At 63.0% G+C, this 12,629-nt stretch carries 13 protein-coding genes; 2 read left to right on the top strand and 11 right to left on the bottom strand.

Annotated elements, in window-relative coordinates; translation table 11 throughout:
* Window positions 1-5 precede the first annotated feature (5 nt).
* From ACOZ4H_RS06620 to ACOZ4H_RS06610, 3 genes are read right to left on the bottom strand one after another with little or no spacing between them, the layout of a single operon-like run.
* Complete coding sequence (locus ACOZ4H_RS06620) at window positions 6-197, bottom strand: hypothetical protein (protein ID WP_424328538.1); 192 nt, start codon at window positions 195-197, stop codon at window positions 6-8.
* Entirely contained in the window at window positions 194-595 is a 402-nt protein-coding gene (locus ACOZ4H_RS06615) for a Rieske (2Fe-2S) protein (protein ID WP_424328537.1), read from the bottom strand. Before ACOZ4H_RS06615 ends, ACOZ4H_RS06620 begins: the two co-directional genes overlap by 4 nt.
* Window positions 596-655: 60 nt before the next feature.
* Window positions 656-1,132 carry a hypothetical protein gene (locus ACOZ4H_RS06610; RefSeq protein WP_424328536.1) on the bottom strand — a complete coding sequence of 159 codons (477 nt, stop codon included), beginning with the start codon at window positions 1,130-1,132 and terminating at the stop codon, window positions 656-658.
* A 141-nt stretch (window positions 1,133-1,273) separates the two neighbouring features.
* Here ACOZ4H_RS06610 and ACOZ4H_RS06605 point away from each other — a divergent pair, with 141 nt between their 5' ends.
* Window positions 1,274-1,987 (top strand): phosphoglycerol geranylgeranyltransferase, encoded by a 714-nt coding sequence (locus tag ACOZ4H_RS06605; RefSeq protein WP_008312737.1) that lies wholly within the window; start codon window positions 1,274-1,276, stop codon window positions 1,985-1,987.
* Here the strand turns inward: ACOZ4H_RS06605 and ACOZ4H_RS06600 are convergent, their stop codons facing one another.
* From ACOZ4H_RS06600 to ACOZ4H_RS06590, 3 genes are all read right to left on the bottom strand, one after another.
* The gene (locus ACOZ4H_RS06600; protein WP_424328535.1) at window positions 1,988-4,192 is read right to left on the bottom strand and encodes an APC family permease; all 2,205 of its coding nucleotides are present in this window, start codon (window positions 4,190-4,192) and stop codon (window positions 1,988-1,990) included.
* Window positions 4,193-4,194: 2 nt separating this feature from the next.
* Window positions 4,195-4,659 carry an NAD-binding protein gene (locus ACOZ4H_RS06595; RefSeq protein ID WP_424328534.1) on the bottom strand — a complete coding sequence of 155 codons (465 nt, stop codon included), beginning with the start codon at window positions 4,657-4,659 and terminating at the stop codon, window positions 4,195-4,197.
* Between the two features lie 127 nt (window positions 4,660-4,786).
* Complete coding sequence (locus tag ACOZ4H_RS06590; protein ID WP_424328533.1) at window positions 4,787-5,278, bottom strand: Lrp/AsnC family transcriptional regulator; 492 nt, start codon at window positions 5,276-5,278, stop codon at window positions 4,787-4,789.
* Window positions 5,279-5,545: 267 nt separating this feature from the next.
* On the opposite strand from ACOZ4H_RS06590, the gene aspS reads away from it, so the two are divergent.
* Window positions 5,546-6,850 (top strand): aspartate--tRNA(Asn) ligase, encoded by a 1,305-nt coding sequence (aspS, locus tag ACOZ4H_RS06585; RefSeq protein ID WP_424328532.1) that lies wholly within the window; start codon window positions 5,546-5,548, stop codon window positions 6,848-6,850.
* A gap of 181 nt (window positions 6,851-7,031) precedes the next feature.
* On the opposite strand, the gene ACOZ4H_RS06580 is transcribed toward aspS, so the two are convergent.
* The 5 genes from ACOZ4H_RS06580 to ACOZ4H_RS06560 all read right to left on the bottom strand — a co-directional run bounded on the left by ACOZ4H_RS06580 (window position 7,032) and on the right by ACOZ4H_RS06560 (window position 12,469).
* Window positions 7,032-7,214, bottom strand: coding sequence for a hypothetical protein (locus ACOZ4H_RS06580; RefSeq protein WP_014040916.1), 183 nt, complete (start codon window positions 7,212-7,214; stop codon window positions 7,032-7,034).
* 133 nt (window positions 7,215-7,347) lie between these two features.
* Window positions 7,348-8,178, bottom strand: coding sequence for a halorhodopsin (hop, locus tag ACOZ4H_RS06575; RefSeq protein WP_424328531.1), 831 nt, complete (start codon window positions 8,176-8,178; stop codon window positions 7,348-7,350).
* Between the two features lie 166 nt (window positions 8,179-8,344).
* On the bottom strand, window positions 8,345-9,106 hold the full coding sequence (locus tag ACOZ4H_RS06570) for an aldo/keto reductase (RefSeq protein ID WP_424328530.1): 762 nt from the start codon (window positions 9,104-9,106) through the stop codon (window positions 8,345-8,347).
* Between the two features lie 80 nt (window positions 9,107-9,186).
* Window positions 9,187-9,546, bottom strand: a complete 360-nt coding sequence (locus ACOZ4H_RS06565) for a DUF7344 domain-containing protein (protein WP_424328529.1) — start codon at window positions 9,544-9,546, stop codon at window positions 9,187-9,189.
* Between the two features lie 157 nt (window positions 9,547-9,703).
* Window positions 9,704-12,469, bottom strand: a complete 2,766-nt coding sequence (locus tag ACOZ4H_RS06560) for a PAS domain S-box protein (protein WP_424328528.1) — start codon at window positions 12,467-12,469, stop codon at window positions 9,704-9,706.
* Window positions 12,470-12,629: the final 160 nt, after the last annotated feature.

Raw genomic sequence — 12,629 nt, 5'->3', positions numbered from 1 at the left:
CTCGGTCAGTCGGCGACGAACGTCACGCCGCCACAGACCGGACACTCGACGGCGTCCGCGTTGTCGGCTGTGACTGTGTCGACGGCACCGTAGACGACCGCGTGTGTGACCGGCTCGGGTATCTGGCGCTCACAGAGCGGGCACTCGACGACGCCGGCACGGAGTCGGTCACGGTCGATGCTGTTGCCGGCGGTCACAGCTGGAGGTGAGACGTGGAACTCGGGCCGTCGTCGTCATCGATACCGCCCTCGTGGGCGAACGTATAGTCGTCGTCCGTGAGGAACACGTCGCCGTGAGTCTCAGAGATCGCGACGCCAGGGAGTGTTGTCCCAGCGGCGTCGCCGTTGTCGCAGCCGCCGTCACAGGCGTCGAACAGCGAACCGTGTCGGGGACAGATGAGCTGGTCTCCCCGCATCGGGACGCCCCGTCCGGTGTCGAACCGCTGTGCTTCGTGCGTACATCGGTTCACCCACGCCTCGACGCCGTCGTCACAGGGGACGAGAACGACCTCCTCCAGGTCGCCGTAGGCGTCTTTGGCGGTGAACAGCCACGATCCGTCCTCGTGGACCGTCTCGACTGTGGTAAGTCGCTGCACGACTGGCGCGTTAGGTTGCTGCCGGTATCAGCGTTACCGTAGTGGCTAGAGCTGTGCGCGTCACTCGCCAGTCTCCGCGGCGATGAGGCGCACCAGTGCGGTAACGAATACTTCGAATAGTCGCCAAATCAGCACACAACTGACGACAAGCACGGCAGTGACGATGGCGACGAGCCAGAGAAGGAGGCCGAACTGCAACTCGGTGAGCAGTCCTGTCGCCAGTCCGACGACGAACCCGCCGACGAAGAGGCCGCCAGCGCCCTGGAGACAGCGGCGTTGCCAGCGGTCGAACGCCAGCGCGTCGTCGGCTCCCAGCAGCGATGGCAAGGCGATGCCGAGTCCGGCACCGCCCAGCGCAAGGACAAAGAAGACGCTGCCGAACAGATACGAGAGCCCGCGGACGAAGTCGTCGCCGGACGACGACGCTGTCGGCATCGCCGAAAAGGAGTACAGCACTGCCACCGTCACGACAGCGCCCGTGAGGACGAGCACGGCCCGAATGGCGGTGACGACGTACCGGCGCTTGTCCGCTGTCATTGTCTGACGATTGTAACATAGCCATCATAAATCTTCGGAGATGTATATATCGGGAGCCGACGCCGGGCGGGACCGCCGGCGCGACCCGCTATGATCGGCGTATCCGAAGCGGTTATACGGCCACGCGCAAGTCTGGCAGGTATGAGCGACTGGGCGGACTGGGACCACATCGTGAAGATAGACCCCGACAAGACGCTGGTCGACGGAGAAACGTTCGAAGACGTCGCGGCGACGGGGACCGACGCCATCGAAGTCGGCGGGACCACCGGGATGACAGAGGAGAAGATGAAGCGGGTCGTCGACGCCTGCGGGAAACACGACATTCCCGTGTATATCGAGCCGTCCAACCCCGCATCGGTCGTCCACAGCGACCGCCACGACGGCTATCTCATCCCGGTCGTGATGAACGCCGGCGACGTGGCATGGATCACCGGCGCGCACAAGGAGTGGATACGCATGGACGACGATATCGACTGGTCGCGGACCTTCACCGAGGCCTACATCGTGATGAATCCGGAGGCGTCGGTGGCGTCCTACACGCAGGCCAACTGCGACCTCGACGCGGACGACGTGGCCGCCTACGCCGAGGCCGCCGAACACCTCCTCGGACAGGAGATCGTCTACGTCGAGTACTCGGGGATGCTCGGGGACACCGACATCGTCGCTGCCGCCGCGGACATCCTCGACGACGCGACGCTGTTCTATGGCGGTGGCATCCACGACTACGAGTCCGCCCGCACGATGGCACAACACGCGGATACCATCGTCGTCGGCGACCTCGTCCACGACGAGGGCGTCGACGCGGTACGAGAGACGGTGAAAGGCGCGAAAGACGCGACGGCGACGGTCAAGTAGCTAGAACGCCAGCCGTTCGAGCAGTCGACCGACGACGCCGTCCGGATGCGTTCTGGTATCGACTTCCATCGATGCGTGGTCGCTGTCCTCGATTGCCGACCACGGTGTCACACCGCTATCTGACGCGCGAGCTGAAAGCCCACCGTTGTTTGCGTGTATGAGGAGGGTTCTGTCGCTGTCAGCCGCGTCTATCGCCGCTGAGAGGTCCTGCCGGTCGACAAAGGTCCGCTCCGTCGGTACGTCACAGAGGTCCAGCAGGTCGTCGTGGTACGCTTCGAGCTGCTGGCGTTCCTCGGCCGACTGGCGCTCGTTGACCGGGTAGAGGAACTTGAGGTCCGCCCCGGTCGCTGTCGCGACAGCGTTGCCGACGCGGACTTTCAGCGGGTCGTACGGGCCGCGGGTGGTGACAAGCGTGACCGTCTCCAGCGCGTCGAAGGGGTGTGCGTCGACAGCGATTGTGTCGCAGTCGGTCTGTTTTCGGATGCGGTCGATACTGTCGCCCAGCAGCGAGTCCTCGAACGACGCGCCCCGTTCCACCAGGAGCACGTCGACGTCCCGCTCGTCGACGGCGTTGGCGACGGCCCGCTCGGGATGGTGGCTCACGAGTTCGCCGTACTCGACGGGAACGTCGAAGTCGGCCGCCAGCGTATCGGTCCGGCATTCGAAGTCGAGATCGTCGGAGGACTGGACGCCCGAGGCGTAATCGAGGGGTTGCTGGTCGGGTACTTCGTCGAACTGGACGACTGAAAGACTGCTGCCGTCTGGCGAGAGCGCGGCCCCGATTTCGAGCAGTGTCGCTTCGCTTTGTCGCGAAGAGCCTTCGGGGAGCGCGACAAGCACGGCGGTTTCCCCCGTCTCGTCGAGTGTCTCTTCGGTCCGGTCGAGGGCACGGTCGCCGATGCTCCGGCGGACGGACTCTTTGATCGCTCCTTCTCTGGTGACCCGCGGTCGAACGTACCCCAGATACCAGATGACGCTACCGACGACGATACCGACGGCTCCCACTATCGCGATCAGGCCCATCTGCGTCAGCAAGGCGAAACCAGTCAGGGTGCCGAATATCGGCGTCCACGGATACAGCGGGACCTCGAAGGAGGGGTCGTAGTCGGGGGCGTCGCTCTCGCGGAAGCCGATGAGCGCGACGTTGATGAGCGCGAACACGAGTATCTTGAAGGCGCTCGCGAGCTTCGCGATCTCCAGAATCGGAACGAAGAGGATGAGGAGCAACATCACGCCGCCGGTCAGCGTGATCGCGGTCACCGGCGTGCCGAACCGGTCGCTGACCGTGCTGAGCAGCTCGGGTGCGAGCCCGTCACGGCTCATCGCGAACGGGTAGCGCGACGAGGAGAGGATACCGGCGTTGGCCGTGCTGACCAGCGCCAGAATCGCCGCGAGAACGACGGCCGCGACGCCGGCGGTACCCAGCGTCGCCTCGGCCGCGTCCGCGATAGGCGTCGTGCTCCCGGCGAGTTGGTCGAGCGGGATGACGCCGACGACGACGGCGACGACAAGGACGTACAGCAGCGTGGTGAACGCGAGCGAGCCGAGCATCCCGAGCGGGATGACGCGGTCCGGATCTTCGACTTCCTCGGCGATCGAGGCGATCTTTGTCACGCCGGCGAAGGAAACGAATACGAGGCCGGTCGCGGCGAAGATACCACTCGCGCCGTACTCCCACATCCCGCCGTAACTCGCGGTGTTGACAGCCGGGCCGCCACCGGCGACAAACCAGCCGATCGCCACGAGCATCACCGCGACGATGCCGATCTGGAGCCGGCCGGTCTGTTCCGCACCGAGGATGTTGACGAGAATGAGAACGGCGGCGAGCGTGATCGCGACCGGGCGGATCGGCAGGTCAAAGAGGAGGACGAGATACGGCACGCCACCGACGAGCGCGAGCGCACCTTTGAACGAGAGGGAGAACCACGTTCCGAGTCCGGAGACCGTTCCGAGTAGCGGCCCCATCGACCGCTCGATGTAAACGTAGGTGCCGCCGGCCTCCGGCATGGCAGTCGCCATCTCGGCCTTGCTGAGTGCGGCAGGGAGCACGAGCACTCCCGCAAGAAGATAGGCGGCGATGATACCGGCCCCGGCGTCTTTCACCGCCAACGCCGGCAGGATGAAGATACCGCTACCGACCATCGCCCCGATGGATATCGCTACCACTGACAGCAGCCCGAGATCGCGTTCCAGGTCCTTGGCCATGGCTACGCGGTTTCGGGCGTCTGGAGTGTCGTTTCGACAGCGCGTTCTAGCTCCGTCGCCAAGATCTGCGAGCTACAGACCACTTCAGAGGCGACTGACTCGAACGCCGATCGATGCTGTGGGTCGTTGAGCACGACGACCACGGTTTCGACATCGAACTGCGTCCGAAGGAGTTGTGTCACAAGGAAGGCACTGCGGTCCGTCTGCATCGAGACCAGGGCGATGTCGGTCGTTTCAGCCCCGCCGTCTCGGAGAACAGCACGTTCCCGCCCGTCACCGACTACCACGCGGGTGTCGTCGGGCGTTTGCCCGGCAACGCCGTCGTGGTCGGTGACGAGACAGGCATTGGCGTCCCGATCTAACGTCGTTACTACCTCGGACCCGACGTGGCGGTTACTGATGACCAGTACCGACGGCGGGTCGACATCGTCGTCCACTCGTTCGCGGAGGCTTGCAAGAGATATCATGGAGTTCGTGCGAGCCGGATATACCCGGCCGACACGACCCCATTAGTTCCGAAACCCGATAAATATCTAGGCTACAATTCCGATTCCGGATCTATATACGTATATAATCACCTTCCGGAAGGTTATACTACTTAGTTTCTGCATCGGGATCAGTGTGCCCGAACTGGTGGAACGGCCGGGTGTACTCGTTCCGGATGAGGTCCTCGTCGACGACTTCCAGTCCGATATCGTTGAGGTCCCTGCCGATGCGGCTCAGGTCGTTTCCATCGGTTCCGACCACCTCGACGTGGACGTTGTCGGCCCCGGTCATGACCTCCCGGATGGCGACGACGCCGGACACGTCAAGCGCCCGCTGTGCGATCTCCTCGCGCTCGTGGATTGGTGCCGTACAGACAATGAGCGTATGGAGTTGATACCCCGCGGCCTCGTAATCGACATCGACATCGTAGCCGGCGATGACGCCGGCCTCTTCGAGTTTGGTGATCCGGTTCCGGACAGTTCGTGCGGAGACGTCCAGTGATTCAGCGATCTCACTCGCTGCGGTGTGTCTCGCGTCCTGCTGGAGCGCGTAGATGATGTTCCGGTCCAGATCGTCGATAGGGTACTCCGGGTCGGCCATAACGGATGTTTTGACGGCAGTCAGTACAAAGGTTCAGGATTCGGCCCCCGCATCGATCCGTCGCGTTCTTGGCCGCTTCTTACCGGTTACTCCGCCACATTCGCAGTTCCGAAGTCCCTCACCGTCTCGCTCCTCGCGGGTCGTTCGTGCCCTCGCTGCTCACGGCTCCCGCCGGTCACCGTTCGCCATACCGAGGGCCGCTCACTACGTTCACGCCCCTCGCCCCGAAAGACTGTTCTTAAGTTACGCCCACAAGAACCAACGTCCATGGAAAACCGAACCTACACGGCGGACGCAACGCCGGGTGACACGGTCACCGTCGCCGGCTGGGTCCACGAGATCCGAGATCTCGGTGGAATTGCCTTCCTCATTCTTCGAGACACCACCGGAAAGATACAGGTCAAGTTCGAGAAAGACGAGATGGACGACGACCTCGTGGAAACAGGGTTGAACGTTCAGCGCGAGTCGGTCATCTCCGTCACGGGCGATGTCGAGGAGGAGCCGCGCGCACCGACCGGCGTCGAAGTCACGCCGGAGTCCGTCGACGTGATTTCGGAAGCCGACCCCGAACTGCCGCTTGACCCCTCGGGCAAGGTCGACGCCGAACTGCCGACCCGCCTCGACAACCGGACGCTCGACCTCCGCAAAGAGGAAGTGAAGGCCATCTTCGAGATCCGCGCGGAAGTCCTCCGCTCGGTCCGCGAGGCGTTCCGCGAGCTCGACTGCACGGAGATCAACACGCCGAAGATCGTCGCCACGGGGACCGAGGGCGGCACCGAGCTGTTCCCGATCACCTACTTCGGACAGGAAGCGTTCATGAACCAGAGCCCGCAGCTGTTCAAGCAGCTGATGGTCGGCTCCGGGCTGGAGCGGGTCTTCGAAATCGGCCCGATTTTCCGCGCTGAGGAGCACAACACGCCGCGGCACCTCAACGAGGCGACCTCCATCGACTTCGAGTCGGCGTTCTACGACCACACCGAGGCGATGGACGCCTGCGAGCACGTCGTCCAGTCCGCCTACGAGGGCGTCGCCGAGAACTGCGGGGACCAACTGGAGGCACTCGGCCTCGAAGACGAGTTCGCGGCCCCCGAGGGCGACTTCCCGCGACTCACCTACGAGGAAGCCCTGGACCGCATCAACGCCACCGGCGAACTCGACGAGCCGCTGGTGTGGGGCGACGACCTCTCCACGGAGGCCGAGCACGTCCTCGGGCAGGAAGTCGGCGAGCACTACTTCATCACCGACTGGCCCAGCGAGATCAAGCCGTTCTACATCAAAGACCACGACGACGACGAAGAGGTCTCGACGGGCTTCGACATGATGCACCCGTCGATGGAACTGGTCTCCGGCGGCCAGCGTGAGCACCGCTTCGACCACCTCGTCGAAGGGTTCGAACAGCAGGGCCTGGACCCGGAAGCCTTCGAGTACTACACCAAGATGTTCAAGTACGGCATGCCGCCACACGCCGGCTGGGGCCTCGGCGGCGAGCGCCTCATCATGACGATGCTCGGGTTGGAGAACATCCGAGAGGCGGTTCTGTTCCCGCGAGATCGTCAGCGTCTGTCTCCCTGAGACAGACAGCGACTCCCTCCGTAGGCGAGGGCCTGAAGGGAGTGAAGGGTCTCGAACCGCCGTAACGACACGCGAGCGCGCGTTTCACACCACTTTCATCCAACAACTGCTACAGTGGAGAGCTGTGGATCTGCGCACCATTCCGGGCCGACACAAGAAAGAGAACGTATTGTTTCTCCCGCTATGCGTTCGCCGCCGCCTGTTTCAGAATCTGTGGCGCAACCACAACTTCGAGCGCGGCGATCCCGAGTGCGACATACCGTATCGTCCCTTCCAAGAAGAGGAACGCGACAGCCGCGACGACCGTGGCGCTGACCAGTGGGATACCGTAGCGAAGGGCTGGGTTTTCGAATGGGGAGGGCATACAGACTAGTCGCTTGGCCGACATAACTTATCTTTTCTGCATCTGCTACTGTGCGGGCAGGGATGGAGAACGGTCAAAATATAGCTGCGGGGATGCAGACAGGACGAATACTGCTCACGTCTCGATACGCTACTCAGTCGTCAGCAGGAGCCGCGCCGCCGGAGCTGATACTCGTCCCGGACCCCGAGACGGTACCTTCGTTGGCGGCCACCCAGCGCAGGAGCAGGAACGCGAAGACGTACTTCGCGAGGATGTCAAGGCCGGAGTAGCCCCACGAGGTGACGCCGACGCTCAGGAGGGCTACACCTTCGGAGCCCAGCGCCCACAGAATCGGATACCCGAGCCACAGCACGACGGTCAGGAGCTTGAGCGTCCCGAATATCTCGCTCGTCCCGGCGGCCTCCGCATCGGCCGGCCACTGGACGAGCAGGACGTACAGCACCGCGACGAAGAACGCGCAGCTGATCCCGTAGAACACCCAGCGCAGCAGGTGCGAGGAGGTGATCAGCGCGGCGGCGAGGCCGGTGACACACATGCCAATGTCCATGGTGATGGCGGTGAACAGCGACGCGATATCCGTGTCAGCCAACAGGCCCAGCGCCAGGAGGATCATCGGCGTCGAGAACGTCCACGTCAGGTAGCGGCCCCACGGCGACAGGACTTCCTGGCCGGCGAGGGCATGGCCCGGCGGCATCTGCAGGAAGCCGACCGTCAGTCCGGAGGCCAGACCGGCGTAGCTGGAGATAGAAACCAGCGGAACCAGCATCGTCGCGACCCAGATGAGTTTCGCGCGCGGCGACTCGATATCCCGGCCCATGAACACGAACAACAGTATCGCAACCCCGGCGAGGGCAATGTTTGCCCACAGCGACGAGTTCAGGAGGAAACTCGACTGTATCTCCTGGAGCACGTCTGACTGTGACGCCTGGAGTACCGTCGTTGCGGTGGTACTGGCAGCTGTCATGTACACTGACTACGAAGAGCATACTTAAAGACGCGTAGCCAAACGGTATCGGTATCGGCCGTTAGATTCGGGTTTCGGAAGGGAGTGGCGGCCCCGGATGTTGCGGTGGACCACCACGCCGGACTGTCCCGGGTTACCCTGACCGTTCAGGTCGGACGCCGGGCATTCACTCCGGGAACAGTTCTTCCTTGCGTTCGATAGCTTCGATACGTGCGATCTCGGCGTCAGTCAGTTCCAGGTCGGCGGCGGCGAGGTTGGTTTCGAGATGCGGCCGCGAAGATGCCTTCGGAATCGTGACGACGTTATCGTAGTTGGTAACCCAGGCGATGCTGACGGCGGCCGGCGACGTATCGTGCTGGTCGGCGATGTCCACGATGGTCGGCTCCTCGAACACGCGGCCGCCGGCCAGCGGTGAGTAAGCGACCAGCGGGTAGCCGTGTTTCTGGGCGTCGGCGAGCAGCGACTCGCGCCAGAACAGCGGATGGAATTCGACCTGGTGTGCGGCAATCCCGTCGAGGTAGTCGCGCGCGACAGCCAACTGGTCCGGTTCGAAGTTCGAGAGGCCGACGTGGTCGGTCAGCCCCGCCTCGCGGACAGCCTCGACAGCGGGCAGCGTCGTTTCGGGGTCGTAGTCGCCACGTGGGCGGTGGACGTACAGGAGGTCGACGGCGCCCAGACCGAGTCGGTCGAGGCTGGCTTCCGCGCTTGGACGGACGGCGGTCGCCCCGAGCGCGTCGATCCAGAGTTTCGTTGCGACGGTCAGATCTGCCCGGTCGGTGTCGGCGGTGGCGATGCCCGCACCGACGACGCTCTCGTTGTCGTATATCTGAGCGGTGTCGAGATGGCGGTAGCCACAGTCGATGGCCGTCCGAACGACAGCCTCGTCCTCGATACCCATCGTGCCGAGTCCGACCGGTGGGAGATCCATGCTCCTGAGTTCGGACCCCTGTTAAAAAGCAGTAATGCTTCCGACAGCCCGCGTTTCCCCAGATGCGGCCTGTCAGTCGGTTAAAAGTCGGTACGCTGCGTGACCGCCTGGGCGTGGTTAGCCCACTTTTCGACGGTGGGTGACCCCCAGTACTTCACCGCGCCGCTTCGCTCGTCGTAGTCGATGAGTCCAATCCGGTGGAGCACCGGTAGGTGCTCCTCTTCGAGTTGTGTTTGGATAGTCGACGGTGACGTGTCTGCGACACCGGCCGTGCTCGCGTCCCTTTGATTCGAAATCGCTGTTGCCAGCGTCTTTACGTCGGTGGCGGTCAGGTCATCCCTCGCAAAGTAGTGACATACAGCACGCCGTCGCCAATCGGCCAGAGCCTCGAACACGTCGTCTACATCGGCCGTAGACAGTGTTCTGTCTGACGGCGTCATCCCACACCACTGGTCACTTCGTGGCCCGCCATTCCTTTGGTTGCCCATTTATGCGAATGAAATTAGTACTCCCCAAGATAGTCAACGCTGTACCTAGAGGGCTAGGTGGCAGCAGAAAACACCAGGCACATTTACCAACAATGTCGATTTAGCTACCTTACTGCATGTCAAATACAGCAGCAACGAGATTTCGCTGCGCTCGCCGGAGATGCTGATGGAGCGTCGGTGAGGCGATACCGAGCGTCTCAGCGAGTTGCTCGGCGTTTGTATCACGGGGCCAGGCGTAGTAGCCGGTCAAGAAGGCTGTGCGAAGGACCTCCTGTTGGCGGTCCGTCAGGTGCTCGCGTGGGTCTGTTTCGACGGCGACCGCACTGCGCTCCTGCTCGCACTCCTGTTTCGCCGTCAGCGTGAAGTCGGGCGTACAGGTGGTGAGTGCCTCCTGTATCGTTCGAGAATCGGCATCCAGCGGCGCCTCGACAGTTATCGAGAGCGTCCCGCCGTCGACGATCAGCGTCCGGCAGCGAGCGCCGACGTCCAGCAGGAGCGACTGGATGGTATCCGCGACTCGCAGTTCGAGAATGCCACCGTCGTCGTCCGCACGGACGACCCGCGAGTCAAGGATCTCCGCGTGAGAGCGGAGTTGCTCCGAGACCGAATCAGCCGGCCCCCCGTCAACAGAGAGATACAGGAGATGGTTCGGCCCGATGTCGACGGACCCGACGGCCTCGATTCGGCAGCCGTACGCGTTCGCCACCGAGACGAGAGGTGTGTCAGGATTTCGCGATTCGAACGTCAGTTCGAGCACGCTGTCGTGGGAGAGCAGCCGTCGGTTCTGGACGGCCGTGAACGCGAAGCCGATCATCTCGCCGAGGACAGCGAAGCTCTCTACGGCACGTGTAGTGAACGCATCCGGCTGGTCGGTGCATACGCACAGGACGCCATGGACGACATCGCCGTGAACCAGTGGGATCGCCGCAATAGACCGGAATCCCCGTTCACCCACAGCGGCTTCCCACGACGCCCCTTCGGACCCACTTTCGACCGTCGTCGTTTGGATCGTCCCTGTCCGGAGCGCTGTTTCGGCCGGCCCGGATTCAGTCCGCTCGTCGCTGGTAATGGCATCGAGACATCCGCCATCGTCGCCAGCAACCGTCTGCGGGATGAGGCTGTCGTTAGTCCCGGTCCGTTCCCCGATCCAGGCCAGGTCCCAGAGTTCGGAGTCGACGATTCGGTCGCATACCGTCTCGGCGATCTCGTCCTGGGTCGCCGTCGTTTCCAACGCACGGATGAGATCCTGAACCAGAACGTTGACTCGATCAAGCGTCACCAGTTCGTCGCGCTGTCGCTCGATTGCGTCCTGGCGTTTCCGTTCTTCCGTGATATCCTGGTGGATCCCGACGGCTCGGATCGCCTCGCCGTCGTCGTTCCACTCGAACACCTTGCCGATGTCCCGAATCCACCGCCAATCCCCGTCTTTTGTCCGCATTCGGAACTCGGACTGATACGTATCGATCTCTCCGGACTTCAGTTCCCCGAGCGCCTGTTCCGCTCGGGCAAGGTCGTCGGGATGGACGAGGTCGGCCCACGTCTCGTAGTGTGGGTCCAGTTCGTCTCTGCTGTAGCCGAGCATCCCGGTCCAGCGCTCATCGAAGGTGACGTCGTTGGTTTTAGGGTTCCAGTCCCAGACGCCGAGCTCCGCACCTTCGAGCGCGAAGTTCAATCGCTCCATCATCTCCTGGTACTCCCGCTCGCGCTCACAGCGCTCCGTGATATCCCGGGCGACGCCGATCAGCCCGTTGTAGTTGCCGTCTTCGTCTCGAATCAGCGTGTAGTTGATCGATACCTCCCGTTCGGTGCCGTCTTTCCGACAAAACGTCAGGTCGACAGTCGTACTTGCCTCCTCGGGCGCGTCGAGCAGCTCTTCGACGGTCGCCTGCCCCTTCGAGAGTTCACCGGGTGCAAGGACTGTCGAGGCGTGTTCGCCACACAGTTCGGCCGGCTCGTACCCGAGGTTCGCCGCAAACGACTCGTTACAGAAGTCGATGACGCCACGTTCGTCGAGCGTGTAGAGCCCGTCCTGTGCCTGCTCGACGAGGAGATCCAGCAACGCCGAGCGGGCATCACGCCGGGCGGTTTCGGTGACGTCTCGCAGCAGGACGAGCGTGAGTCCCCCAGCGGCGTCCGGTAGCTGATACCCGTCTCGAAGGAGATACTGGTCGTGTTCGCCACCGGGGACCCGGACGGCAACCGGTTCGGTCGGGGAACCCCGGAGTCGCTGTAGCTGCTGACGGCCGCCAGGCGTGTCGGGAAGCGCCGTGGCCATGGCGTCGTAGAAGCGCTCGACCCGGCAGGTATCGTCGATGCCGTCAACGAACGCTGACACCGCTTCGCTCGACCAGTGTACCGTCCCGTCGTCCGCCAGCAGGACAGCGATTTCGTCCGCTTCAGCACGCGATTCGATTCCGGACAGCGCGTCTCGGAGTGCGGACTCGGTCCTATCGACCGATGCCGACACGACGCTGACGACCTTCTCCGCCAGAAACGTCACCTGTTCGTTCCCCTGTTTCTTGACGACCGTCTCCGCATCGTCGAAGACAGTCGCAGCGCTGTCCGTCGCAGTGGCGTCGGTGTAGAGGACGACCGGATAGCGGTCGTTCGACACCAGTGGGTCCGGGATATCGTCCAGACCGGCCGGGTCGAGGACGAGACAGGAGACCGCTGTCGACGCGGCAGCCTCTAACGCAGCATCAGTCGTTGCCACGCTCGTCACCGTTATTTCGGCGCTGTGGTCAGCCAGAACCTCGTGTGTCCGCTCTCGTTCCGTCGCATCGGAATCGAGATACACGACTTCGATTTCTCGACTGGCAGTGTCGGTCTGTCTCGCTCCCGCAAACGCGACATCGTCGAGGCCATTCCCAATCATCACCCTGGTATGCTGTTCAATCACTTTACTGAGACGTAATAATTGTTCGGCGGCGACAACGGCGGCCGGACAGCGAACCCGGGCATTCAGCGGCCACGGTGACCGGATGATTGGGTGAGGAACACCGCTCCTGTCGTGGCCTATGGGACAGAACCACCGG

This window comes from Haloarcula amylolytica, from assembly GCF_049705545.1.
Lineage (GTDB): Archaea > Halobacteriota > Halobacteria > Halobacteriales > Haloarculaceae > Haloarcula > Haloarcula amylolytica_B.
The sequence above is the reverse complement of the archived record's forward strand: the minus strand, read 5'-3'. Positions and strand labels throughout refer to the sequence as shown.